Below are 23,584 nucleotides of genomic sequence, written 5' to 3'. Positions count from 1 at the left end.
ACTGGCGCGATTGACATCTTTGGTATGAATATTGCCATGAGCCTTCTATGAACATCAACATCCTCGCCCTTGATGGCGTTTTCGATACCGGCCTGTCCATCGTCCTTGATGCGCTGACGACGGCGAATGAATTATCGCCTTTGCAGGCCAACCCGGCGCCACCCTTTAAAGTATCTTTGGTCGGCACGCGGCGGCGTGTGCAAACTGCACAAGGTATGAGTGTGACCGTGGCGCGGGCGGATGAAGTGCCTACACCTGATCTTGTCATCGTCCCTGCGCTGGGCTACAAAATGCCGGATACCCTGATGCAGGCACTGGCACGCCCTGACGTGCAAGACGCGAGTGTGGCTTTGCGCGACTGGGCCGATGATGGTGTGCGTATCGCCGCTGCCTGCATAGGCACCTTCGTACTGGCAGAAAGCGGTGTGCTTGACGAACGGGATGCGACGACTACCTGGTGGCTCAATCCCCTGTTCCGCCAGCGTTATCCAACGGTGCGCCTGAACACCAGTCACATGATAGTCCAGTCCGGCCAGTTCCTGACTGCGGGTGCAGCCTTCAGTCACATGGACATGATGCTGTGGCTGATACGCCAGAGCAATCCAGAGCTGGCAAATCTGGTCGCAAGTTATCTGGTAGTTGATAGCCGGCCTTCACAAACGGCCTACATCATTTCTGATCACCTCGCGCACGCTGACCCCATGGTGGAACGCTTCGACCGCTGGGCGCGCAGTCATCTTGACCAGGGCTTTAACCTGGACGAGGCAGCCTATGCACTGGCAACCAGCAAGCGCACGCTGGCGCGGCGTATTCATGAAGTATTGGGCAAGACGCCAGTGTCATATGTGCAGGATTTGCGTATAGAAAAAGCGGTGCATTTGTTGAAGACGTCCAATCAAAGTGTGGAGCAGATTGCGGGGCTGGTGGGGTATGCGGATGGGGTGACTTTGCGGACTTTGTTGAGGCGGAGGTTGGGGAAGGGGATACGGGAGATCAGGGTAGGGTGAGGACTTGCTGGCTTGTCGGCGACACGCAGCCGAGCCAACGATTCTTTGATTTACGGACTATCCTCGCTACGTCATTCCAGCAAGCTTTTAGCTGGAATCCAGTGGCGTTCGTTGCATTCCCTTGAAGGCTAATAATTTTAGGGATGTGAAATTTTACGAATCAGATTTTCAAATACCTGCGCACGCAATTTAAGGCTGCAGGCCGGGGGTAGCCCGGCAGCTACTCCCATTTCTTGTCGTCGCCAAGAAAAGGAAGCAAAAGAAGGCGACCCAGGCGTAGCCGCCCCTAAAGGGGTTCCCGTTTATGCAGTACAAAAAATGGGAAGATCCGAAACTCGCTTCGCTCAGACAGCGGCTCTTCTTATTCCATTTTCTGTACTGCACAAACGGCGGCTACACATGGGAACTGCAAAATTCAAAAGCAACAGCAACAGCAACTTCAAAAACAACGTCAACACGACCGCCACTCATGTATTTGGTATTGGTTTAATCGACGTTAAGATTGAGATGGCTACCACCTACTTCAAACGATAATCCGCCTCAGAAAACGAACTCACCGGAGCCAGATCCGCATACTCCGTAGTCCTGCCTTGCTGCTTCGCCATGAAAGCCTCCATGAGGTTACTGCTTTGCCAGATACCTGATTGCAACCAGCCCATTTGTTGGAGGGCGTCGTGGGTGCTGTGGTCGCGGGCGTAGTGGATGGCTTGTTTGCTGCCCCAGATGGCGACCGGAGGTTTTTCGGCGATTTCTGTGGCCATTTGCTGGGCGGCTGCCAGCATGGCTTCCTGGGTGTCGAATACCTCATTGAGCAGGCCGACGGCGAGGGCGCGTTGTGCGGGCAGGCGGCGGCCGGTGTAGGCCATCTCGTGGACTATGCCTTCAGGAATGAGCTTGGGCAGGCGTTGCAAAGTGCCGAGGTCGGCGGTCATGCCTATGTTGATTTCCTGTATGCAGAAAAAAGCATCGCTGCTGGCCAGGCGTATGTCGCTGGCACAGATCATATCGACGCCGCCGCCTATGCAGCCACCGTGGATGGCGGTGATGACAGGCATGCGCAGGGATTCGATAAGATTGAAGGCATGATGCATGTCTTTCAGTGCCAGGGCGATATTGGCGCGGCCAACGGCGCTGGCATCGTCGAGTGTGATACCACCACCGGCGAAGACATCCAGTGCCATGCCAGCGGTAAAGTGTTTGCCGGTAGAAGAAATGATGAGTACGCGGGCATTCGCCTGGTTTTGCAGGTTTTGCAAAATCTCTGTCAGTTCACGGAAAAACACGGGCTGCATGGTGTTCAGCGTGGCCGGGCGGTTCAGGCGCAGGTGGGCGATCTTGTTGCTGATACTGAAGTCAAAACATTGATAAGTCATGGTGTCTCCACAGAATTTTTATTTGCACGGTAAAATCATACTGGATATATGCAACATATCTGTTGTCTGTGCTTCAGCTTAGAGGATATCGACTATGACTCATGATTCACCCGCTTCACGCTTACCTTCCGTTTTGCAGCACCTGAGCCTGCCCGTCATAGGTTCCCCCCTGTTCATTGCCAGTGGCCCCAAGCTCGTCGCGGCGCAATGCAAGGCAGGCATAGTAGGTTCTTTCCCGGCTCTGAATGCCAGACCGGCAGAGTTACTCGATGTCTGGCTGACAGAATTGCAGGCCGAGCTGGCAGCACACCAGGAAGCCCATCCAGATGCGGTGATAGGCCCGATTGCGGTGAACCAGATCGTCCATCAATCCAATGACAGGCTCGCGCATGATGTTGAAGTCTGCGTCAAGCATCAGATACCCATCATTATTTCATCGCTACGTGCACCGCCGCCAGAGATGCTGGATGCGATACACAGCTATGGTGGCATCGTCATGCATGATGTGATTTCGATACGCCATGCGCAAAAAGCGCTGGAAGCCGGGGTTGATGGTTTGATACTGGTGGCAGCCGGTGCGGGTGGTCATGCGGGTGGGCTGTCGCCATTTGCCCTGGTCGGTGAAGTCAGGCGTTTCTTCGACGGCCCGATTGCACTGTCAGGTTCTATTGCAACAGGTGATGCCGTATTGGCAGCACAGGCCATGGGGGCCGACTTTGCCTACATAGGCTCGCGCTGGCTGGCGACTGTGGAATCCAATGTTGATGAAGCTTATCGCCAGGCCATTCTCGATTCAGCAGCGGCGGATATCGTCTATACCAATCTGTTCACTGGCGTGCATGGCAATTACCTCAAGAAATCCATCGTCGCTGCCGGCTTGGACCCGGACAATCTGCCCGTGGCGGACAAGAGCCAGATGAACTTTGGTTCTGGTGGCGGCAGCAAGGCCAAGGCCTGGCGTGACATCTGGGGTGCTGGTCAGGGTGTGGGTTTGATGGATGAAGTGCTGACCGTGGCAGAAGTGGTGGCACGTCTGAAATCGGAATATGCGGCGGCGAAAGCGCGCGTATTATCTTTATGATCAATTAATTATCAGGAATATCATGAGTAAAGCTTATGTCGTTGCAGAAATCCAGGTCACCAATGCCGATGCCTATGCCGAATACCGGCCACTGGCAACTGCCAGCGTAGCCCAGTATGGCGGGCAATTCCTGGTACGCGGTGGTACACGGGTGCAAAAAGAGGGCAGGGACGATGCCCATAATGAAGGCTGGCGCTCGGTACTGGTTGAATTCCCCAGTCTGCAACAGGCGCAACTCTGGTATGACTCGGTTGAATATGCGAAAGCCATGGAAATCCGCCATGCCAATTCCATAGGACGTCTGTTCATCGTTGAAGGCATATAAGCCGGGAGAGTGGCAGCGGGTTTGGCATAAAAACCACAAATTGCCCACAGGATTCAAGTTTGCAAAGAGACTTGCCGTAACTAGGGTATCTCTGTGCAAACCGAATCCTGAATGCTACCCATTATGCGCCGCTCCCTCGCCTTGCTATTCCCCATGTTGTTGGCCCTGTCTGCCCAGGCGAACGACCCGCCGCCATCCAAACCCATCAAGCCGGCCTCAGCAAAAGAAGAAGCATCCAGTTCGGCTTCAGCATCTGCCTCAGCTTCCGCCAAGGAAGAGCGCAAGTCATCTTCCAAAGAAGGCAAAGAAAGCAAGGAGTCTGCCAAAGAGGCTGCCGCCCGTGCCAAGGAAGCCCTGGCTGCCGATGAACTGGCGGCACGCATAGCCGAGCGCCTGAGTGTTATTCGCAAAGACAAGGATGAGGCCGCAGCGCGCAGCCAGCCAAGGCCGGTCGTAAGGCCAGCCTACGCGCCACCCGTGCGCAGGCCAGAGAGCGCCAGGGCTAAAACAGATCATGGCACCAATAGCGCTGCAGCAGCAGGAGCGCTGGCCGCCAGCCATGCCGATATACACTGGAGTTATCAGGGCGAGGGCGGCCCCTTGAACTGGGGCAAGCTCAATACTGCCAATGCCAAATGCGACAGCGGTGACAGGCAATCCCCTATCGATATACGTGATGGCATCAAGGTGAATCTTGACCCTATCGCCTTTGATTACAAACCCAGCCGTTTTTCTGTGCTTGATAATGGTCATACCATACAGGTTAATATAGGTGCAGGTAACTATATCAATGTGCTGGGCCACAATTATGAGCTGGTGCAATTCCATTTCCATAAACCGTCTGAAGAGCGCGTCAATGGCAAGAGCTTTGAAATGGTTGCCCATCTGGTGCACAAGGATGCTGATGGCAAACTGGCCGTGGTCGCCGTGCTGATAGAGCGGGGCAAATCACATAGCCTGGTGCAGCAGGTATGGAATAACCTGCCGCTGGAAAAAAATGATCCCGTGCAGGCGTTGACGACCATGGACATGAATGACATCCTGCCCGTCAAGCGTGACTACTATACCTATATGGGCTCGCTGACGACACCACCCTGCAGCGAGGGCGTGTTATGGCTGGTCATGAAAGAGCCGGTAGAAATTTCACCTGACCAGTTGATCATATTCAGCCGCCTGTATCCCATGAATGCACGGCCCATACAAAAGAACTCTGGTCGTTTGATCAAGGAATCGAATTAAGCAACAAGCATTGCCTGCGGTGTTTCTATGAGGCCGGCCAGTCCGGCCTCAATTCTTTGCGCACCACCAGTTTCAAACCTGACCAGATGTCGCTGACAGCACAGACTTTGATATCGACATAGCCCATAGGTAGCGCCACTTCTCTTATCGTGTCTTCCGTGATATCGGTAGGCACTTTCGAGGCTTTCTTGGGCCAGGACACCCATATCGCGGCATCGCTTCTTAAACTGCTTTTGTATGCCAGTAATTCTTTGACGAGGACAGCTTTTTTGTCGGTGAACAGATGGACGATATCAGTTGCTGACGCAGGCTTTTTGTCAAACACCACGCCATCTGGCAAGGCTGTCAGCAGATCATGATAATTATCCGGTGCATGTCTGGCACAGACATGGCTACCAGCCTGTATGCCCAGTTTCTTCGTCAGTGGTGTATCTGAATAGCCAGTGGATGTCGGGTTCATCGCAAACAAAAAATTAAAAAGCAGTACCTTTTCAGATACTGCTTTACATCAATCAAGTGAGCTTGAACAGCATTTACTTGTAGATACCACAACCAACCACAACATCGTCCGATTTCTCAAAATAAGTGGATTTCAGTTCTATTGCCTTGGTGGTCGGGTTCGGCCATTTGTAGTCTATCCAGCCCTTGCCCTTGCTCTTCGCCGCTGCCAGCATTTCTTCTATGAAGGCCTTGTTATCAACATCTTTTAAGGTACTGATATTTTTTCCAAGTAGCTTGGGGTTTGCGCCATGTGCCAGGGTTTTGCCACTCAGGTCGAGTACAAAAATATACAGGTCGCGGTCGCTGAAGCTGCCTTTAGGATTATTAAATTCAGGGTAGGCTGCGTCTGCTCCCTTGGCCTTGATATAGGCAATAGCTTTTTTGACCATGGCTTCAGCTTCTTGCGCTGTGCCGTGGTCTGCTGCCATGACGCTTTGGCTGACAAAAATACTGAACAAAGCCAGTGTCAGGAATTTAATGAAACTACGCATGATAAGTCTCCTTTATTGTGGGATACCAAATTCCGGTAGTTCATCAAACTCCAGGAATCTGATATCCCTCAACATACAACTATCTGTGCTTCATTACTACTTATCTTGCACTCAAGTAACAATAATTAGCTTTGCTTATGCTGGTTTATAAGGCAGCTCACGCCAGCGCTTGCCACTGACCCTGGCGATGGCATTCGCAAAAGCGGGTGCCAGCGCAGGTAAGCCAGGCTCACCCATACCGGTAGGTGCATCCGCACTGGGCACGATGTGCACGGCAACCTGTGGCATGTCGGTAATGCGCGGCACGACAAAATCACCAAAATTGCTTTGCTCGACCACACCATCCTTGAGTGTGATCGCCGCACCTGGCAGGCACATCGACAAGCCCATCAGTGCCGCACCCTGTACCTGTGCTTCCACGCTTTTGGGATTGACCGCCAGATTGCAATGCACACCGGCAGTGACCTTGTGCAGTTTGGGCTGACCATTCTTCATGGATGCTTCAACCACGTAAGCAACGACAGACGAGAATGACTCATGCACAGCCACACCATAGGAACGGCCTGCTGGCAGTTTCTTTTTGCCATAACCAGACTTTTCTACCGCCAGTTGCAATGCCGCTTTATGTCGTGGATGTTTGTCACCCATCAGTTTCAGGCGGTAAGCCACCGGGTCTTGCTTGGTAGTCTGGGCAATTTCATCGATCAGGGTTTCCATGACAAAGGCGGTGTGGGTGGAACCCACACTGCGCCACCATAAGACCGGCACATTGATCTTGGGATGATGAACAGACAGGCGCATAGGCATTTCATACGGTTCTTTCATGCCCTCGACTGCGGTGATATCCACGCCATCCTTGACCATCATGGATTCAAACGGTGTGCCACCAACGATGGACTGGCCGACGATGACATGGTCCCAGCCCAGGATATTGCCCTGGGCATCAAAACCGATTTCGGCCTTGTGCAAATGCATGGGGCGGTAGTAACCACCTTTGACATCATCCTCACGGCTCCACAGCGTGCGTACCGGGGCATCCAGTCCTGCTGTTTGCGCTGCCTTGGCGACATTGCAGGCTTCCACCACATAGTCACTGGTGGCAATTGCCCGGCGGCCAAAGCCGCCGCCTGCATACTGGGTATGCACGGCGATATTTTCCGGCTTCAGGCCCAGGGTCTTGGCGGCTGCAAAACCATCGAGGCCAGGCATTTGCGTGCCCATCCATAATTCTGCCTTGTCACCTTTGATGGCAACCGTGCAGTTCAGCGGTTCCATAGGCGTGTGCGCAAGGTAGGGGAAGGCAAATTCGGCATTCAGCTTATGCGCTGCTGCCGCTATCTTGGAAACATCATCATTGAACTTCAGCGCACCCGGCTTCTTGGCCAGTTCCTTATAGGTCGCCAGCATTTTGGTGGAATCGACTTTTTCAACGCCGTCAGTATCCCATTCCAGCTTCAGTACATCGCGGGCCTGTTTGGCTGGCCAATAACCGGTCGCAATAATCGCCACGCCCTCTCCACCACGGTCTGTCGGCACGCGCAGCACTGCTTTGACACCCTTGATGGTTTTTGCCGCTGTGTCATCAATAGTTTTGACCTTGGCACCGAATACTGGTGGCCGTGCGACTACCGCAGTCAGCATGCCGGGCAAATGGGTATCAATACCAAAATCCTGGGTGCCTGTGGATTTGGCTTTGGCATCGAGGCGGCCGGTGGGTTTGCCTATCAGGCGGAAATTTTTCGGATCTTTCAGCGTAACTTTTTCTGGCACTGGCAATTTCATCGCGGCATCAGCCAGCTCGCCATAACCCAGCTTTTTGCCACCGGGGCCAATGACATTGCCATTCTCGGTACGCAGGCTACTAGGATCAACTTGCCACTGGTTGGCTGCAGCCTGTACCAGCATGGCACGGGTGCGGGCACCCAGTTCGCGGTACTGGGTATAGGAATGAGCGATGGAATTCGAGCCCCCCGTCAAATGCATGCCAAATGCCGGGTCGACATAGGCTGGGTGGTTATTGCCATTCGCGCTTTTGACCTTGGACCAGTCGGCATCGAGTTCTTCTGCCAGTATCAGCGGCAGGCTGGTTTGCACACCCTGGCCAAATTCCAGGCGGTTGAAGGTGACGGTGACTGTGCCATCCTTGGCGATCTGTACGAATGCGCCAGGTTGTTCGGTGGGCTTCAGGCCTGCGGGTGCTTTAGCAGTATCCTGTGCTGTTGCCAGCATGGGATAGCAACCCAGGGCAAAGCCGCTGGCTGTTGCCATCTTCAAGAAACTGCGGCGGCTCAGGCCAGTAGAGGTTGTTTCTGGTGTGGATTGCAATAGAGCTTGCAAATGGCGTGGCATCTCATCGAGGCGGGCTTCAAAATGCATGGCTATTCTCCTCAGGCCAGAGTGGATGCAGCATCATGGATGGCAGCGCGGATGCGCACATAGGTACCACATCGGCAGATATTGCCTGCCATGGCACTGTCGATGTCGGCATCGCTGGGTTTCCTGTTGGTTTTGAGCAGGGCAGTGGCACTCATGATCTGGCCGCTCTGGCAGTAACCGCACTGGGCCACGTCATGCTTGACCCAGGCGGCTTGCACTGCCTTGCCGACCTTGTCCTGGCTCATGGCTTCGATGGTGGTGATTTTTTGGCCCGCAACGGCAGAGATGGGTGTCACGCAAGAGCGTATCGCCTGGCCGTTCAAATGCACGGTGCAGGCACCACACAATGCTGCACCGCAGCCAAACTTGGTGCCGGTCAGGCCCAGGGAATCACGTAGCGCCCATAGCACGGGCGTGGAAGGATCGGCATCTACCTGGTGTTCTTTGCTATTGATATTCAGTGCAGTCATGGAACGAATCTCCATCTGGTGAGTTGGTTGCAGGGCAGAACAGGAAAAAAACGGGGAAAACAGAGTGGGCAAGTCTGGTTGGCAGGCTCACCCATATTTGGTTTACTTAACTACTATAGAATATTTTTGGCGTTTGGGTGCAAGACGAACAAAAACCACGAAAAAGCTGTCTTTTCCGTGGTTTTTTGTTGCTCCAGCATCAGAGGTGTCTGGCTTTATTCGTATTTGCGGGCGTCGTCTATTACCTTGCCATCATTCGCCAGGCTGCCGGGCGCAACAAACTGCACATCACCGCGCAATTTTGTGACATCGCGCAGACTATCGACAATCGCGGCTTGCAACACAGGGTTGGCCACTACAGTTTCACAATGCAGACTCATGACATCGTTCGCCATTTCACCGGTGACGACCAGCCTGGCCTTGCTGATTTCAGGATGGCGTTTGACCACTTCTGCAACTTGCGAAGGATGGACAAACATGCCCTTGACCTTGGTAGTCTGGTCTGCCCGCCCCATCCAGCCCTTGATGCGCTGGTTGGTGCGGCCACAGGGCGAGATGCCCGGCAGTATCGCTGACATATCTCCAGTACCAAAACGTATCAGCGGGTAATCGGGGTTGAAGGACGTGATGAGCACTTCGCCGACTTCACCTTCCGCCACCAGGTCGCCCGTACCGGGACGGACGATTTCGAGTATCAAATCTTCATCCAGTATCATGCCGGGATTGACCTGGCCACCGGTCACGCTTTCATAGGCAATATTACCTATGTCGGCAGAGGCATAGATTTGCAATACCTGGGCCACACCATGTTCCTGCAACCATTTGCGCAGGGAAGGTGGCAGGGCTTCGGCACCGACAATGGCGCGCTGTACGCTGGAAATATCGGCACCCATGTCCAGGGCTTTTTCCAGGATGATTTTCAAAAAACTTGGCGTGCCTATATAGGCGTCAGGCCGCAGTTCTGCCATGGCCTGTACTTGCATTTCCGTCTGCCCTATGCCAGCCGGGATTACGGCGCAACCTATGCGGGCAGCAGCGCTTTCCACCATGAAGGCGGCAGGCGTGAAATGATAGGAAAAACAGTTTTGCAAGAGATGACCTGCCCGCAAACCTATGGCATGCATGGGGCGGGCAAAGCGCCACCAGTCCTGACCACGGCCTTCCGGGTCAAAGATGGGGCCGGGTGACATGAAGATATGCCCCATCTGGCGTGCAGGCGTGGTATTCAGGCCACCAAAGGGTGGCAAGGCTTTTTGCAAATCCTTGAGATCGGATTTGCGTGTCACTGGCAATTGCGCCAGCGCGCTGCGGCTCTTGATGTCATGCGCATCCACTCCCTGCAATATCCTGCCCCAGCCTTCCGCGGTCTGGGCGTGGGCAATCAGTTGCGGCAGCTTGTTCATCAGCGCTTGTTCGCGGCTTTGTGGATTGCGGGTTTCCAGGGCGTCCAGATAGTCACTCATGAGCATGCTCTATAGTGGGTTGATTGCTTCTTCAAGATTTTGTATTGCTTTGGTATCGGATAGTTGGCTCTGTACATAAGGCTTATGCCAGCCAGCGCTTGCGCCTGCGATAAAATTTCATATCCTTGAAACTCTTGCGGCCTGCGCCTGAGACACCAAGATAAAATTCCTTGACGTCTTCATTGCTGCTGAGATCCTTGGCATCCCCTTCCATAACGACCCTGCCGTTTTCCAGGATGTAGCCAAAGTCGGCATAACGCAGGGCGACATTGGTATTTTGTTCGGCCAGCAGGAAAGACACTTTTTCCTGCACGTTGAGACTTTTGACAATCTCAAAAATTTCTTCGACCAGTTGCGGTGCTATACCCATCGATGGTTCATCAAGCAAGATCATCGACGGCTTGGCCATCAAGGCCCGGCCTATCGCGCACATCTGCTGTTCACCACCCGAGGTATAACCAGCTTGCGAATTACGGCGCTCGCGCAGACGCGGGAAGTAGTGATACACCTTTTCCAGTTCCGCCTTGAGTTCGCTGCGTGACAGGCTGCGCGTGTAGGCACCAGTCAGCAGGTTTTCTTCCACCGTCAAATGCCCAAAGCAGTGGCGGCCTTCCATGACCTGTGACAGGCCACGCTTGACCAGTTCATTCGGCGTCAGGTGATCAACCCGCTGCCCGCGGAAAGTAATATCGCCCTTGGTGATATCGCCGCGCTCGTTACGCAGCAGCGTTGATATCGCTTTCAGCGTGGTTGATTTACCTGCGCCATTGGCACCCAGCAAGGCTACAATTTTCCCTTGTGGTACTTGCAGGGAAATACCTTTCAACACCAGGATCACATGATCGTAGATGACTTCGATATTGTTGACGCTGAGATAGGCGATGTCGGTCGCTGCTGCCGTTGCCGCCGTTGCCGCTTCTGCCGTGATGCTATGAACGCTCATGATCGTGATCTGCAATGATTTGTACAAAGGGGGCGGAGGCACAGTCTGGCCTCCGCTGGTTACTGCTTACCGCTTACTTCAAACAGGCAGGCGTGATTTTTTTCTCAGCCGCATATTTGTTGGAAGACTCTTCCAGCATGGCGCGTGTCAAAGCCTTGTCACCAGTAACCCAGTTAGGTGTGATGGCCTTCCATTTATCACCTGTCCATTGCTGTACTTTGACAGCGCCGGAACCTTCATGATCTTCGCAAGAAGTTTTCACAGGCGGGAACATGCCCATTGCACCCAGCGCTTTTTGACGTGCTTCATCGACGTTCAGGTTTTCAAAGCCCCAGCGGATTTGCTCGGAAGTCATGAGCTTGCCCTTGCCGAATTTTTCCTGCGCTTTCAAAATGGCTTCAGTCCACAGAATAGCGGCCGTTACACCACGCATGTGATACACAGAACCGACACGGGTCTTGTCACCGAGGTTACCTTTGCCAGCCGCATACACCTTGCTGCGGATTTCATCGAGCACAGGATAATTACCCGGTGTATTGAAAGTCATCGCGGTATAGCCTTTTGCTGCATCGCCAGCTGGAATTGCATCTTCTTCTGAACCTGCCCACCAGACACCCAGCATTTTTTCGCGTGAATAACCATTGCGTTGTGCGGTCTTGATCGCCACTGCATTCATGACTCCCCAGCCCCACAGGATCACATAATCAGGATTGGCCTGACGGATTTGCAGCCATTGCGATTGCTGTTCATTACCGGGATGGGCAACCGGGATCTTGATGAGCTCGAAACCATATTGTTTGGCCTGTGCATCCAGTACCGGGATAGGCTCTTTACCAAAGGCAGAATCATGGTAGAGATGGACGATTTTCTTGCCCTTGAGTTTGTCCATGCCACCAGATTTATCGCCGAGGTATTTGGTCATGGCCGCAGCCTGGTTCCAGTAACTGGTGATGAGTGGGAATACATAAGGGAAGACTTTGCCATTGGCAGCATCTGAACGGCCATAACCCAGTGTCGTCAAAGGAATTTTATCTTCCGCAACACGGTCAAGAATACCGTAGGCAATACCGGTAGACAGTGGTTCTACCAGTGAGGCACCGCCCTGGGTTTTTTTCAAACGCTCATAGCATTCGACACCGCGCGAGGCATTGTATTCAGTCTCGCATTCTTCCCAGGAAATTTTGACGCCATTCAAGCCACCCTTGGCATTGACCAGATTGAAATAATCAATGGCACCGCCGTAAAAGCCTGAGCCGCCAGCCGCATACGGGCCTACACGATATGACAGGATGGGAATGAATTGATCATTCGCCTGGGCCGCATTGACAGCACCCAGGATTGCCGAGGCCATCAGCAGGGATTTAAGCAGTTTCATATTGTCTCCTTATGGTTTTGGATGGATATTGCCTGATGCTTTTCTACCTCTTATTGCAAAGGCGAAGCATCTTTATTATGAACTCTCTTTTACTGTTGGTACTAATCTTGTTGCTGGCACTCAATGTGGGAAAGGCCAGAGTCGCAATTTTTCTTTGGTGATTTGCCACAACCTCGCCAGACCATGTGGTTCTACAATCAGGAAGAAAATAATCAATGCGCCAAATACCATCAGTTCCAGGTTCGATGCCACATTGGTCGGCAAAGACAGACCATGGGCAATCAGGTTCAGCACGATGGGCAGCAGGATGATAAAAGCAGAACCCAGGAAAGAACCGAGTATGGAACCAACACCACCGATGATGATCATGAACAGGATACGGAAAGACAGGTCAAGGTTATAGGCCTCAGGTTCCACCGTACCGAGATAAGCATAGGCATACAGGGCACCGGCAATGCCACAGTAAAATGAAGACACCGCAAAGGCCAGCAATTTGGTACGCATGAGGCGGAAACCGATGACTTCTGCCGCCACGTCCATGTCACGCACTGCCATCCATGAGCGGCCCACGTTCGATCTCACCATATTCTTGGCCAGCATGGCCATGACACAGACGACGGTCAGCGTAAGCAAATACTTTTTAACCGGTGTATTGATGGCCATGCCGAGTATCACCATCTCTTGCGCCGTGATGACGCCAGAAGAGCTGTAATTGGTAAACCACTGTATCTTGGTCAGACACCAGACCACAAAGAATTGTGTTGCCAGCGTCGCCGCTGCCAGGTAAAAACCGCGTATGCGCAATGAGGGCAAACCAAAGGCAATACCCACCATGGCTGCCGACAAACCACCCAGCACAAAAGCCAGCAAGACCGGGATGCCGGGTATGCGCAAGACAAAGTTATAAGAGGCAAAAGCACCCACCGCCATGAAGGCTGCCGAACCCAGCGACAATTGACCTGCATAACCAGTCAGGATATTCAAGCCCAGTGCTGCCAGCGAGAAAATCAGGAAGGGGATGAAGATCGCTGAAAATGCATAATCGGTTGCCAGCCCGGGTACGGCAACAAATGCTGCAATAAGGACGACGGCAATACCGATACGGTCTTGCCGTATCGGGAATATCTGGTTATCTGCCTGATAGCTTGTTTTAAACTGACCTGCTTCACGGTAGAACATGTTGTTCCTCTACGCTGCTAATGATGCTTGATTATGTTGAACTGCAAGACATTAAATCCTGCGTATGATTTTTTCACCAAACAAACCTTCGGGCCTTACCAGCAGGAACAATAATGCCAGCACATACGGGAACCAGCCCTCTATGCCACCACCGACCAATGGGCCTATATATACTTCGGCGAGTTTTTCAGATGCACCAATGATGAGGCCACCAACAATCGCACCGGGGACGGAAGTAAAGCCGCCCAAAATCAATACCGGCAAGGCTTTCAAGGCGACAAAGGTCAATGCAAACTGCACACCATTACGTGCACCCCACAACAAGCCTGCAACCAGGGCGACAAAACCGGCAACCGCCCAGACTATGCCCCAGATTTGTTGCAGTGGAATACCAACTGCCAGCGCTGCCTGGTGATCATCTGCCACCGCCCGCAAGGCGCGGCCTATCTTGGTTTTTGAAAACAGCAGGGCCAGACCAGTTACCAGCAGAGCACAGATCAAAGCGGCAATCACATCGAATTGCGATACCAAGATATTGAATTTCTCCATGAAATATTCTATGGGTACGTCTTCAATAGGCAATGTCAGCTTGTGTGGCTGAGAACCCCATAACAATTGTGCCAGGCCTTCGATGAAAAAGGTCAGGCCTATGGTGGCCATGAACAGGGTAATCTCAGGCTGATTGACCAGCGGGCGCAATACTACCCTCTCAATGGCCAGACCGAGCGCTACCATCACCAGCATGGTCAGCGGTATCGCCAGCCACAGCGATAATTCAAATTTCTCGGTCAGGCCCACGCAGGTCAGGGCCGCAAAAAATACCATCGCCCCCTGGGCAAAATTGAAGACGCCTGAGGCTTTGTAAATCAACACAAAACCCAGCGCCACCAGTGCATACATGACACCGGACAACAAGCCACCGATAAATACTTCAAAGAAAAAACTGATATTCATTTCAACCTCTTGTTCACATCAACTTGCGCGAATGACTGGGGTGATCAAAGAAGACCTCTCAACACAGAGGCACAGAGACACAGAGGAAAGCACTGAGAAAATCAAAGACTGAATTTGAGAAGCTTTTCTCATGTTTCTCCTCTGTGTCTCCGTGTCTCTGTGGTTAATGGTCTTAAGGTTTTCCATTAATGCGCCACACCAAGGTAAGCATTAATTACCTCTTGATTAGCCAGTACTTCCGCAGGTGTCCCATCACCGATTTTCTTGCCGTAATCGAGTACGACCACGCGGTCCGAGATATCCATGACCACGCCCATATCATGTTCAATCAAAACGATGGTGGTGCCCAACTGGTCATTGACATCAAGAATGAAACGGCTCATGTCCTGTTTTTCTTCTACGTTCATGCCTGCCATGGGTTCATCGAGCAATAAAATCTCAGGCTCGGCTGCCAGTGCCCTACCCAGTTCCACGCGTTTTTGCAAACCGTAAGAAAGACGGCCTACCGGTATCTTGCGTATGTGCTGGATTTCCAGGAAGTCGATAATTTCTTCGACTTTTTCACGGTGGGCAATTTCTTCTTTTTGGGCAGGGCCCCAGTACAAGGCCTGCATGAGGAAATTGCTTTTCATTTTCAGGTTGCGGCCCGTCATGATGTTGTCGAGCACGCTCATGCCCTTGAACAGGGCGATGTTCTGGAAAGTCCTGGCGATGCCACTCTTTGCCGCAGAATACGTATTCATGTCCTTGCGGTGCTGGCCGCGGTAGGTGATGTCACCTTGCTGCGGACGGTATACACCATTGATGACATTCAGCATGGAGCTTTTGCCTGCACCATTCGGGCCTATGATGGCGCGTATTTCATGTTCCCTGACGTTGAAGGAAATATTCGTCAAAGCCTTGACGCCGCCAAAGGCCAGGGAGATGCCTTGCAAGTCCAGGATGACTTCACCGATTTTTCTGTTGTCTGCCATGTATATATTCCTTATGCAGCCAGCTTTTGGGCAGAAAATGTTTTGACATCGCTGATATGCAAATCGGCACTGACCTTGCCCTGGCGGCCATCCTCGAACTTGACCAGGGTTTCTATGAATTGCGAGCGTTTACCTGAGTACAGTGCTTCTATCAGCACGGCATATTTTTCGGCAATGAATTTGCGCCTGACTTTACGGGTGCGTGTCAGTTCATCATCGTCGGGGTCGAGTTCCTTGTGCAGCACCAGGAAGCGGTGTATCTGTGTGCCCGCCATCAAGTCTTCGCTGGCGAGATCAGCGTTCACTTTTTCTACGCAAGACAAGATCAGTTGATATGTCTCGGCCTTGGCCGCCAGATCGGTATAACCTGAATAGGCAATGCCGCGTCTTTCTGACCAGTTACCGACGGCTTCCATGTCAATATTGATAAAGGCACAGACCATGTCGCGCTCATGACCAAAGGCCACGGCTTCCTTGATGAAGGGGAAGAACTTGAGTTTGTTTTCTATGTAGTTGGGCGCGAAGATGTCACCCTGGTTCATTTTACCTACATCGGCTGCACGGTCTATGATTTTCAGATGACCATCCTGGTCAAAGATACCGGCATCACCGGTGTGGAAATAACCTTGCTCATCCATGACTTCTGCCGTGGCATCGGGGCGCTTGTAGTAGCCCGTCAGCATTGCATCTGACCTGACCAGCACTTCACCGTTTGCTGCGAGTTTGACCTCGACACCAGGTGCTGCTGCTCCCACGCTGTCGAACTTGATCTTGCCGTCAGGTTGCAGGCAGACATAGGCGCAGGTTTCAGTGGAGCCATATAACTGCTTGAGATTGACACCGATGGAACGATAAAAGCGGAACAGGTCAGGGCCAATAGCGGCACCGGCGGTATAGGCCACGCGCACGCGTGACAGACCGAGCACGTTTTTCAGCGGACCATAAATGAGCAGATTGCCGAGTGCATATTGCAGGCGGTCCATGCCGCTGACAGCTTTGCCGTCGAGTATGTCAGAACCAACGCGGCGTGCCAGGTCCATGAAATGGGCAAATAGCTTGCGCTTGATTGTGCCTGCATCTTCCATGCGTATCATGACCGTGGTCAGCATGTTTTCAAACACGCGCGGCGGGGCGAAATAATAAGTGGGGCCGACTTCACGCAAATCCGTCAGTACAGTTTCGCTGGACTCAGGGCAGTTCACGGTAAAGCCAGCAGCCATGGCCTGGGCGAAAGAAAACAGATGGTCACCTACCCATGCCATCGGCAGATAAGACAGGATATCTTCGTCTGCTGTGAGTTCGTCAAATTCCATGCCTCCCATTGCCGCAGTCATGAAAGAACGGTGTGACTGACAGACACCCTTGGGCTTACCTGTCGTGCCCGAGGTATACAGCATGACAGCTGTATCATCAGGCTGGCCCATTTCCACTTCTTTGATGAAAAAGTCAGGATGGGTGATATCGTAAGCACGCCCCAGTTCCTGCAAGGCAGCATAGGAAGTCAGCTCAGGCTGGTGATAATGACGCATGCCGCGGTCATCATCAAAAGCAATGTGTTGTATGCCTGCATACTGCTGTTTGATTTCTAGCAGCTTATCAACCTGTTCCTGGTCTTCGACAACCGCAAAGACAATTTCGGCATTTTCCAGCACATAGGCCATGTCGGCAGCCGGGGCATCCTGATACAGGGGAACAGGGATGCCGCCCAGGCATTGTGCCGCAGCCATGGCCCAATACAGGCGGGGGCGATTGTCACCGATGATGGCGAGGTTCATGCCGCGTTTGAAACCCTGTGCCGCCAGGCCGCAGGCGAGGGCACGAACTTCAGCATTGACCTGTTGCCAGTTCCAGGTTTGCCAGATGCCCAGGTCTTTTTCCCGGAAGGCCGGATGTTGCGGCCGTGTTTTCCCATGCTGCAATAACAGCCGCGGGAAAGTCGAATTCGCTGCTTCTTTTTGTTTCATGTCTCCACCAGCCTATTTTTTAGGGCCTGCTACTTGTGAGTGTCCTGATGTGCCCTTACTGCTCGCTTACTATTTATTGATTTCTTATGTGCAGAGGGACTTTTACGGTAGGTATTGTAGTGGCAAGATGTAGTGAATTGCCCTTGCGATCGCCCGCAGTCTTCGCTGCAATGGTCAAGTCGCTTACAATGTCTCCGTAATTCTTTTTGTTGAAGTGATAGTAGTCCCTTCAAGGGCCGGTGGTTGTCATTCGACTGACAATCTGAAAAATTGAAGCAATTATCTGTGGTGCGTTGCACAAATATGACAAAAAAAATCAGCGACCCTAAAGAGCGGTTTGCCAAGTCCCTGTGGGCCAGCATGCTGTCGCCAGAACACATGCAAAAAGTGGAAGACGAAGTCGTCGAGCGCTTTATTCCTGCCGGTGCTTATGTTTGCCGCAAAGGCGATCCGGTAGAGCACTGGATGGGTGTCATTGATGGCTTCCTGAAAATGAGCAGTATCTCGCCTGACGGCAAGACCGTGACTTTCAGTTGCATGCTGGCAGGTGGCTGGTTTGGTGAGGGTTCGCTACTGAAGACTGAACTGCGTCGCTATGATGTGGTGGCCTTGCGTGATACCCGTGTCGCACATATGCCACGTGCTACTTTCACTTATTTGCTGGATAACAGCATTCCGTTTAACCGCTTTCTCCTGCATCAGTTGAACGAGCGTCTGGGGTTTTTTATCTCGCTGGTTGAATACGACCGCATGCTTGATCCTGATACCCGTGTCGCCCGTTGCCTGGCCGCGATGTTCCACCCTTACCTGAACCCTGGTTTGAGGGATGGCAGCAGCATGCAAATCCAGATATCGCAGGAAGAGATAGGCTATATCTCCAGTGTTTCGCGCCAGCGTGCGAACCAGGCCTTGCAATTGCTGGAAAAGAAAAACCTGCTGAGCGTGGATTATGGTGGCATCACCATTCTCAATCTTGAAGGCCTGCGCCGTTTCCCGGAAGAATAAGGCATGAAGTCCCTGAATATCATCGGTGCCGGTAAGGTCGGCAAGGTACTCGCCAGGAATTTCCAGCGTCAGCAGGTGTTTGTCACACAACAAGTCTTGAACCGTTCACTGGCAAGTGCCAGCGATGCTGTGGCCTGGCTGGGGGTAGGGCGGGCAGTCGATAGTATCTCGCAATTGCAGCCAGCCGATGTCACCATGTTAAGTGTCAGTGATGACCAGATTGCCAGTGTCTGCCAGCAACTGGTGGATGCCGGTTTGTTGAAGGCAGGTAGTGTTATTTTCCATTGCAGTGGTGCCAAGGCATCGACAGAGTTGCAGTTGGCACAACAGGCAGGTGTGGCTGTTGCCAGTGTGCATCCTGTGCGCAGTTTTGCCAATGTCGATCTGTTGGCTGAACAATTTGCCGGCACGATATGCAGTCTGGAGGGTGATGAGGCTGCGCTGGCTGTATTGGCGCCTGCCTTGCAAGCCATAGGCGCAGAAACCGTCATCATCAAGGCCGACAATAAATTGCTCTATCACGCCGGTTCTGTATTTGCCAGCAATTATCTGGTGACCCTGATGGAAGTCGCCTTGCGCACGTATCAGGCCGCAGGCATACCGGCAGATATCGCGCAAAAGATGGCGGCACCGCTGGCAAGGCAGACACTGGAAAATGTATTCGCCATGGGCACCAGGGCGGCACTGACTGGCCCTATTGCGCGGGGTGATATGCAGACTGTCACTCTACAGCAAAGCAGGCTCAGCGATTGGGATCAGCAAGCTGGGGATTTGTATCAGGCGTTCACGCAGCCGACCATGGATTTGGCGGCTGCACGCAATCCTCACTCAGAAAAATAAACGCTGTTACGGCCATTTTCCTTGGCTTGGTACAGTGCCAGGTCTGCCCTTTCAAATACGCTGGTTTCGCTCTCCTTGTCCTTGCATTCGGCAACACCCATGCTGACGGTAATCGACAAACGGGTGCGGGTCAGGTCCGTGGTGCGCGAGAAATCGTTATTGGCAATGGTATTGCGCAGGTTCTCGGCGATTGAAGTGGCTTTTTCCAGCGTGCAGTTTTTCAGCAAGATCAAAAATTCTTCACCACCCCAACGACAGATGATGTCGCTTTCGCGTAGCGAGCGCTTGGAGATCAGCGCGATTTCCTTGAGCACATGGTCACCTACCAGATGGCCCTGCTTGTCATTCACTTTCTTGAAGAAATCAATATCCAGCAAGACCACGCACATGGGCTGGCGCGAGCGTTCGCTATCGAGCAAGGCTTGCTGGAAGACGAAATCAAAGGCCTGGCGGTTCAGCAAATTGGTCAGGGTGTCGGTCGATGCAGATTTTTCCAGACGCTTTTGATAACGCCTGACTGTCAGCAGCAAGATCACCAATATCACCAGAGTGATGCCAGCGCTGATGGCGATGTTGATCAGGAAGACATTTTGCAGGGGTTTGATTTCTGCCCCCATTTCCTGTTCTACCAGCAAATGCCAGCCCAGCTCAGGGATGAAGCGTGCGTTGACGAGTATGGTTTCATTCTCGTTCTTGTATTCAAGGTGTTGCGATTCACTCTTGCGATTCGCCAGGATTTGCGGTGCCAAACTGCCCAGGCCGGGCATATTGCTGAGGTTATTGCGCACCTTTTTCATATTATTGCCAGCCAGGGCGATATTACCCTTCTGATCGACAAAGAAAATATTCCTGCGGAAACGGGTCTGATAGCTGTCTATCAGGGTTTTCATGGTGTCCAGTGTCATGCCTATACCGGTGGCACCGATGAATTTGCCGGAATAATCGAGGATGCGGTAATTGATGAAAATGGTCATGGTGTCGCGATTTGCCATGTCGGCGTCGACATTGGTTTCATAATCGCTTTTCAGGCCTCGGACCCGGAAAAACCATTGGTCACGCGGCTCGGTATCGCTGATGGTCTTCAGTACACCGTCGGGATGATAGTAATTGTGGCTCTGGTCTGATACCAGGAAGCTGGAAATCGCATGGTTCTTTTGCTTGATTTCTTTCAGGTATTTGACGATCTGGTCCTTGTCTTCTTCACCATTGATGATCCAGTCCCGCAAGAAAGTGTCATGCGCCATTTGCGAGGAGACAAATACCGGGCGCAAGATATCTTTCTGGATTTCAGAATAAACATTGTCACCAGTGATGGGCAGGGTTTGCTCGGAGATGCCTTGTTGTATGGCATCGCGGGAAACAACAAAAGATGCTACGGTCGTGGAAACAAAACCTGCAATCAGGATCAGGGATAGCCAGACCAGCAGACCGTATTTTTTTAACATTTTTTGCATGAATGATAGACGGAGCATGAGCGTGAGGTTTGCCGCAAGATAATACTATAAACCTATGCAAATTCCGCCCAATTTGGCAGCAATTCACAGTCTTGAGCGGGTTTAGGCCACGTCAGGATGCAAAAGGCTGATATGTGAGCCGGGTTTGGACGGAGTAGAAGGAGAGTGGCAGGATTTTGAGAGAAATGCAGGCTGTTTTTGAGGGGGAAAATAAAAAATGCCGCTGTCAGCGGCATTTGTGAGGCTAAGGGCTATTAAGCAGGATCAAGGACGTGGCGTCAAAGACACATGGATACGCAGGCGTGAACCCGGGTCATAAGGCATAACAGAAGTATAAGTGCGGTTATGGTACTCATAGGTCACGGCATAGCCATTGGTACGGGTTTCCCAGCTATCAATATTGCGGCACTGGCGTACAGGGCGGCTTTCATAAACAGGCTGGTTATTGTAATTGTTGCCGTTATTGCCATTATTATCCACACGGTCACCAACGATGGCACCGGTTACGGCACCGACGGCAGCCGCAGCAATACGGCCATTGCCGCCGCCAACCTGGCTACCCAGCAAACCACCGGCCAGGCCGCCTATGATGGCGCCGCCATTGCTGCGCTCTGCCTGTTGCTGACGAGGATAGTTGCGCTGGCTGGTTTCATATTCGGTACGGCATTCCTGACGCGGCACATTGACTTGCTCCACTTGTGGAGTGACGCTAACGACGCGGGCATAATCATCAAAGTCGGCAGCCTGTGCAGCAGGAACCAGGGCGCTGGCAGAAAATGCCAGTACGGATGCAGCCATGGAGAATTTTGTGAATGTCATTTTTTTACCTCTTTCGATTTGGATCATGTGATCAACATTGCCTTGGCCTCTGAATTTGTCAAACTGGCAAAAACGGGCAGCTGGGTTCTGGTAATTCTGTATATGTCCTGTGATAGTCTCTTGCTAGTGTGTATATAACGCCCTGACCATGAAATTAGAAGACATGAAAATGTAAGTGTCTGTTTCAATGTACTTTTGGTATTGTATTCTTGTACTTTACACCATTGGCCTCATCTATGCCGCTCGCATTCACACCATCTATACCCTCTACTGGAGAATTTATGCACTTGCAATGGACATCCTGGTTAAGCCTTGCGGTACTCTGCATGTATGTCTGGAATGTGATGACCGTAGGGCGGCTGCGCATGAAGTTGGGGGTCAAGGCACCCTCCATGGATGGTCCGCCAGAATTCCTGCGCGCAGTAAGGGTGCAGACCAATACAGTAGAGCAGATGGTTTTTTTCTTCCCGGCATTGTGGCTGTGTGCGATGTGGGCTAGTGACATACTGGCAGCATCTCTTGGCCTGGTGTGGTTGCTTGGGCGCATCATGTACGCACTGGCTTATTTGCAAGAGGCTGGCAAGCGTTCCATGGGTTTCCTGATTTCTAGCCTGGCTGCGGTTGCCCTGTCCCTGGGTACGGTGGCTGGTTTGATTGGAGTGCTGAAATGAAAGATAAAACTCTTCCACGTTCGGCCCGTCCGGCCAGTTTGAGCGTTCCCCCATTGTCGCCATCCGTGTATGCCTCGTACATATTGATGGGTATCGCTCTGCTGCTGGTATTAAAGGCAGGCTTGTTGGTCGCCCTGTTTTCTGGCTTACTGGTGTTTTCGATTATTCATGTGCTGGCACCTGCGATTGCCCTGCGTTTCAGGCACAAGCAGCCGCGCATGATTGCTGTGGTATTTTTATCCTTCGTCCTGATTACGGGCCTGATACTCGCAGGTTGGGCCATCCATGCTTTTTTACGCAGTGATGCCGGTAACCTGCAAAACCTGTTGCAAAGGCTGGCAGATATTATCGAGACTTCACGCCATCAATTGCCAGAGTGGGTGAGCACTAACTTGCCGGAAGATGTCGAAGCCTTAAGGGAGATGATGACCCACTGGCTGCGTGAGCATGCCGGCGAAGCCAAGCAGATCGTGCCTGAAGCCGGTCACCTGATCGTCCACCTGTTGCTGGGCATGATCATAGGCAGCATGGTTGCCCTGCGTGATGTCACAGGCGACAGCAACCACAAACCTTTCGCCGCTGCCATGCTGAGCAGAATCAACAATCTCGGCCAGATTTTCCACAAAATCGTGTTTGCCCAGGTGCAGATTTCCCTGATCAACACCGTATTTACCGCAATTTACCTGGCTGCCATCCTGCCTATGGCAGGCGTGCATTTGCCTCTGACCAAGACCATGATTGCCATTACCTTCCTGGCGGGTTTGATACCGGTTGCAGGCAATATCATTTCCAATACCGTCATCGTAATTGTGGCTTTGTCACAATCCCTGAATGTGGCGATAGCATCGCTGGTATTCATGATCGTCATTCATAAGGCAGAATACTTTTTGAATGCACGCATCATCGGGGCACAGGTGAATGCCCGGGCCTGGGAATTGCTGACCGCTATTCTTGTCATGGAAACCCTGTTTGGTGTTCCAGGTGTGGTTGCGGCCCCGGTGTTTTATGCTTATATCAAGAAAGAGCTGAGTGACCGCGGCCTGGTTTAATGAAACACAGTAGTGAATTTTTCAACATAAA

At 52.2% G+C, this 23,584-nt stretch carries 22 protein-coding genes; 8 read left to right on the top strand and 14 right to left on the bottom strand.

Going from position 1 to position 23,584, the window contains the following annotated elements; translation table 11 throughout:
• Positions 1–47: 47 nt before the first annotated feature.
• The gene (locus UNDYM_RS26580) at positions 48–1,007 is read left to right on the top strand and encodes a GlxA family transcriptional regulator (RefSeq protein WP_162043839.1); all 960 of its coding nucleotides are present in this window, start codon (positions 48–50) and stop codon (positions 1,005–1,007) included.
• 518 nt (positions 1,008–1,525) lie between these two features.
• Here UNDYM_RS26580 and UNDYM_RS26575 read toward each other — a convergent pair.
• Positions 1,526–2,380: an enoyl-CoA hydratase-related protein gene (locus UNDYM_RS26575; protein WP_162043838.1), complete on the bottom strand. Its 855-nt coding sequence runs from the start codon at positions 2,378–2,380 to the stop codon at positions 1,526–1,528.
• Between the two features lie 94 nt (positions 2,381–2,474).
• On the opposite strand from UNDYM_RS26575, the gene UNDYM_RS26570 reads away from it, so the two are divergent.
• The 3 genes from UNDYM_RS26570 (at position 2,475) to UNDYM_RS26560 (ending at position 5,025) form a co-directional block, all read left to right on the top strand.
• Entirely contained in the window at positions 2,475–3,461 is a 987-nt protein-coding gene (locus UNDYM_RS26570; RefSeq protein ID WP_162043837.1) for a nitronate monooxygenase family protein, read from the top strand.
• Positions 3,462–3,483: 22 nt separating this feature from the next.
• Positions 3,484–3,786 (top strand): DUF1330 domain-containing protein, encoded by a 303-nt coding sequence (locus tag UNDYM_RS26565; RefSeq protein WP_162043836.1) that lies wholly within the window; start codon positions 3,484–3,486, stop codon positions 3,784–3,786.
• Between the two features lie 123 nt (positions 3,787–3,909).
• Entirely contained in the window at positions 3,910–5,025 is a 1,116-nt protein-coding gene (locus UNDYM_RS26560) for a carbonic anhydrase (protein WP_162044798.1), read from the top strand.
• A 25-nt stretch (positions 5,026–5,050) separates the two neighbouring features.
• Here the strand turns inward: UNDYM_RS26560 and UNDYM_RS26555 are convergent, their stop codons facing one another.
• From UNDYM_RS26555 to UNDYM_RS26505, 11 genes are all read right to left on the bottom strand, one after another.
• Complete coding sequence (locus UNDYM_RS26555; RefSeq protein ID WP_162043835.1) at positions 5,051–5,485, bottom strand: DUF3052 family protein; 435 nt, start codon at positions 5,483–5,485, stop codon at positions 5,051–5,053.
• Between the two features lie 73 nt (positions 5,486–5,558).
• Positions 5,559–6,017 carry a cache domain-containing protein gene (locus UNDYM_RS26550; protein ID WP_162043834.1) on the bottom strand — a complete coding sequence of 153 codons (459 nt, stop codon included), beginning with the start codon at positions 6,015–6,017 and terminating at the stop codon, positions 5,559–5,561.
• Positions 6,018–6,152: 135 nt separating this feature from the next.
• Complete coding sequence (locus tag UNDYM_RS26545; protein WP_162043833.1) at positions 6,153–8,393, bottom strand: xanthine dehydrogenase family protein molybdopterin-binding subunit; 2,241 nt, start codon at positions 8,391–8,393, stop codon at positions 6,153–6,155.
• A gap of 11 nt (positions 8,394–8,404) precedes the next feature.
• Positions 8,405–8,863 carry a (2Fe-2S)-binding protein gene (locus tag UNDYM_RS26540; protein ID WP_162043832.1) on the bottom strand — a complete coding sequence of 153 codons (459 nt, stop codon included), beginning with the start codon at positions 8,861–8,863 and terminating at the stop codon, positions 8,405–8,407.
• A 215-nt stretch (positions 8,864–9,078) separates the two neighbouring features.
• Entirely contained in the window at positions 9,079–10,326 is a 1,248-nt protein-coding gene (locus UNDYM_RS26535) for a phenylacetate--CoA ligase family protein (protein WP_162043831.1), read from the bottom strand.
• An 82-nt stretch (positions 10,327–10,408) separates the two neighbouring features.
• The gene (locus tag UNDYM_RS26530) at positions 10,409–11,269 is read right to left on the bottom strand and encodes an ABC transporter ATP-binding protein (protein WP_162043830.1); all 861 of its coding nucleotides are present in this window, start codon (positions 11,267–11,269) and stop codon (positions 10,409–10,411) included.
• Positions 11,270–11,342: 73 nt separating this feature from the next.
• Positions 11,343–12,644 (bottom strand): ABC transporter substrate-binding protein, encoded by a 1,302-nt coding sequence (locus UNDYM_RS26525; protein WP_162043829.1) that lies wholly within the window; start codon positions 12,642–12,644, stop codon positions 11,343–11,345.
• A gap of 120 nt (positions 12,645–12,764) precedes the next feature.
• Positions 12,765–13,823, bottom strand: coding sequence for a branched-chain amino acid ABC transporter permease (locus UNDYM_RS26520; protein ID WP_162043828.1), 1,059 nt, complete (start codon positions 13,821–13,823; stop codon positions 12,765–12,767).
• A 51-nt stretch (positions 13,824–13,874) separates the two neighbouring features.
• Positions 13,875–14,771, bottom strand: a complete 897-nt coding sequence (locus tag UNDYM_RS26515; RefSeq protein ID WP_174245003.1) for a branched-chain amino acid ABC transporter permease — start codon at positions 14,769–14,771, stop codon at positions 13,875–13,877.
• 191 nt (positions 14,772–14,962) lie between these two features.
• Positions 14,963–15,751 (bottom strand): ABC transporter ATP-binding protein, encoded by a 789-nt coding sequence (locus tag UNDYM_RS26510; RefSeq protein ID WP_162043826.1) that lies wholly within the window; start codon positions 15,749–15,751, stop codon positions 14,963–14,965.
• Positions 15,752–15,762: 11 nt separating this feature from the next.
• A complete protein-coding gene (locus UNDYM_RS26505; RefSeq protein WP_162043825.1) occupies positions 15,763–17,715 on the bottom strand; it encodes a long-chain fatty acid--CoA ligase in 1,953 nt (650 codons plus the stop codon).
• A gap of 303 nt (positions 17,716–18,018) precedes the next feature.
• Here UNDYM_RS26505 and UNDYM_RS26500 point away from each other — a divergent pair, with 303 nt between their 5' ends.
• The gene (locus UNDYM_RS26500; protein ID WP_162043824.1) at positions 18,019–18,720 is read left to right on the top strand and encodes a Crp/Fnr family transcriptional regulator; all 702 of its coding nucleotides are present in this window, start codon (positions 18,019–18,021) and stop codon (positions 18,718–18,720) included.
• A 3-nt stretch (positions 18,721–18,723) separates the two neighbouring features.
• Entirely contained in the window at positions 18,724–19,560 is an 837-nt protein-coding gene (locus UNDYM_RS26495; protein ID WP_162043823.1) for a Rossmann-like and DUF2520 domain-containing protein, read from the top strand.
• On the opposite strand, the gene UNDYM_RS26490 is transcribed toward UNDYM_RS26495, so the two are convergent.
• The gene (locus UNDYM_RS26490; RefSeq protein ID WP_232063605.1) at positions 19,545–21,005 is read right to left on the bottom strand and encodes a sensor domain-containing diguanylate cyclase; all 1,461 of its coding nucleotides are present in this window, start codon (positions 21,003–21,005) and stop codon (positions 19,545–19,547) included. The two genes, UNDYM_RS26495 and UNDYM_RS26490, sit on opposite strands and share 16 nt — an antisense overlap.
• 273 nt (positions 21,006–21,278) lie before the next feature.
• Positions 21,279–21,833: a glycine zipper 2TM domain-containing protein gene (locus tag UNDYM_RS26485; protein WP_232063604.1), complete on the bottom strand. Its 555-nt coding sequence runs from the start codon at positions 21,831–21,833 to the stop codon at positions 21,279–21,281.
• Positions 21,834–22,114: 281 nt separating this feature from the next.
• Here UNDYM_RS26485 and UNDYM_RS26480 point away from each other — a divergent pair, with 281 nt between their 5' ends.
• Positions 22,115–22,504 (top strand): MAPEG family protein, encoded by a 390-nt coding sequence (locus UNDYM_RS26480; RefSeq protein WP_162043821.1) that lies wholly within the window; start codon positions 22,115–22,117, stop codon positions 22,502–22,504.
• Entirely contained in the window at positions 22,501–23,553 is a 1,053-nt protein-coding gene (locus tag UNDYM_RS26475; RefSeq protein WP_162043820.1) for an AI-2E family transporter, read from the top strand. The genes UNDYM_RS26480 and UNDYM_RS26475 overlap by 4 nt, the downstream gene beginning before the upstream one ends.
• Positions 23,554–23,584: the final 31 nt, after the last annotated feature.

The sequence above is a fragment of the Undibacterium sp. YM2 genome (genome assembly GCF_009937975.1).
GTDB lineage: Bacteria > Pseudomonadota > Gammaproteobacteria > Burkholderiales > Burkholderiaceae_D > Undibacterium.
The sequence above is the reverse complement of the archived record's forward strand: the minus strand, read 5'-3'. Positions and strand labels throughout refer to the sequence as shown.

Excerpts from the sequence above, each read along its gene's own strand:
- UNDYM_RS26570 (WP_162043837.1), top strand. The coding sequence starts at position 2,475 with ATGACTCATGATTCACCCGCTTCACGCTTACCTTCCGTTTTGCAGCAC.
- UNDYM_RS26565 (WP_162043836.1), top strand. The coding sequence starts at position 3,484 with ATGAGTAAAGCTTATGTCGTTGCAGAAATCCAGGTCACCAATGCCGAT.
- UNDYM_RS26475 (WP_162043820.1), top strand. The coding sequence starts at position 22,501 with ATGAAAGATAAAACTCTTCCACGTTCGGCCCGTCCGGCCAGTTTGAGC.
- UNDYM_RS26500 (WP_162043824.1), top strand. The coding sequence starts at position 18,019 with ATGACAAAAAAAATCAGCGACCCTAAAGAGCGGTTTGCCAAGTCCCTG.
- UNDYM_RS26530 (WP_162043830.1), bottom strand. The coding sequence starts at position 11,269 with ATGAGCGTTCATAGCATCACGGCAGAAGCGGCAACGGCGGCAACGGCA.
- UNDYM_RS26580 (WP_162043839.1), top strand. The coding sequence starts at position 48 with ATGAACATCAACATCCTCGCCCTTGATGGCGTTTTCGATACCGGCCTG.
- UNDYM_RS26510 (WP_162043826.1), bottom strand. The coding sequence starts at position 15,751 with ATGGCAGACAACAGAAAAATCGGTGAAGTCATCCTGGACTTGCAAGGC.
- UNDYM_RS26495 (WP_162043823.1), top strand. The coding sequence starts at position 18,724 with ATGAAGTCCCTGAATATCATCGGTGCCGGTAAGGTCGGCAAGGTACTC.
- UNDYM_RS26555 (WP_162043835.1), bottom strand. The coding sequence starts at position 5,485 with ATGAACCCGACATCCACTGGCTATTCAGATACACCACTGACGAAGAAA.
- UNDYM_RS26485 (WP_232063604.1), bottom strand. The coding sequence starts at position 21,833 with ATGACATTCACAAAATTCTCCATGGCTGCATCCGTACTGGCATTTTCT.
- UNDYM_RS26575 (WP_162043838.1), bottom strand. The coding sequence starts at position 2,380 with ATGACTTATCAATGTTTTGACTTCAGTATCAGCAACAAGATCGCCCAC.
- UNDYM_RS26560 (WP_162044798.1), top strand. The coding sequence starts at position 3,910 with ATGCGCCGCTCCCTCGCCTTGCTATTCCCCATGTTGTTGGCCCTGTCT.
- UNDYM_RS26550 (WP_162043834.1), bottom strand. The coding sequence starts at position 6,017 with ATGCGTAGTTTCATTAAATTCCTGACACTGGCTTTGTTCAGTATTTTT.
- UNDYM_RS26505 (WP_162043825.1), bottom strand. The coding sequence starts at position 17,715 with ATGAAACAAAAAGAAGCAGCGAATTCGACTTTCCCGCGGCTGTTATTG.
- UNDYM_RS26545 (WP_162043833.1), bottom strand. The coding sequence starts at position 8,393 with ATGCATTTTGAAGCCCGCCTCGATGAGATGCCACGCCATTTGCAAGCT.
- UNDYM_RS26480 (WP_162043821.1), top strand. The coding sequence starts at position 22,115 with ATGCACTTGCAATGGACATCCTGGTTAAGCCTTGCGGTACTCTGCATG.
- UNDYM_RS26535 (WP_162043831.1), bottom strand. The coding sequence starts at position 10,326 with ATGAGTGACTATCTGGACGCCCTGGAAACCCGCAATCCACAAAGCCGC.
- UNDYM_RS26525 (WP_162043829.1), bottom strand. The coding sequence starts at position 12,644 with ATGAAACTGCTTAAATCCCTGCTGATGGCCTCGGCAATCCTGGGTGCT.
- UNDYM_RS26520 (WP_162043828.1), bottom strand. The coding sequence starts at position 13,823 with ATGTTCTACCGTGAAGCAGGTCAGTTTAAAACAAGCTATCAGGCAGAT.
- UNDYM_RS26540 (WP_162043832.1), bottom strand. The coding sequence starts at position 8,863 with ATGACTGCACTGAATATCAATAGCAAAGAACACCAGGTAGATGCCGAT.
- UNDYM_RS26490 (WP_232063605.1), bottom strand. The coding sequence starts at position 21,005 with ATGTTAAAAAAATACGGTCTGCTGGTCTGGCTATCCCTGATCCTGATT.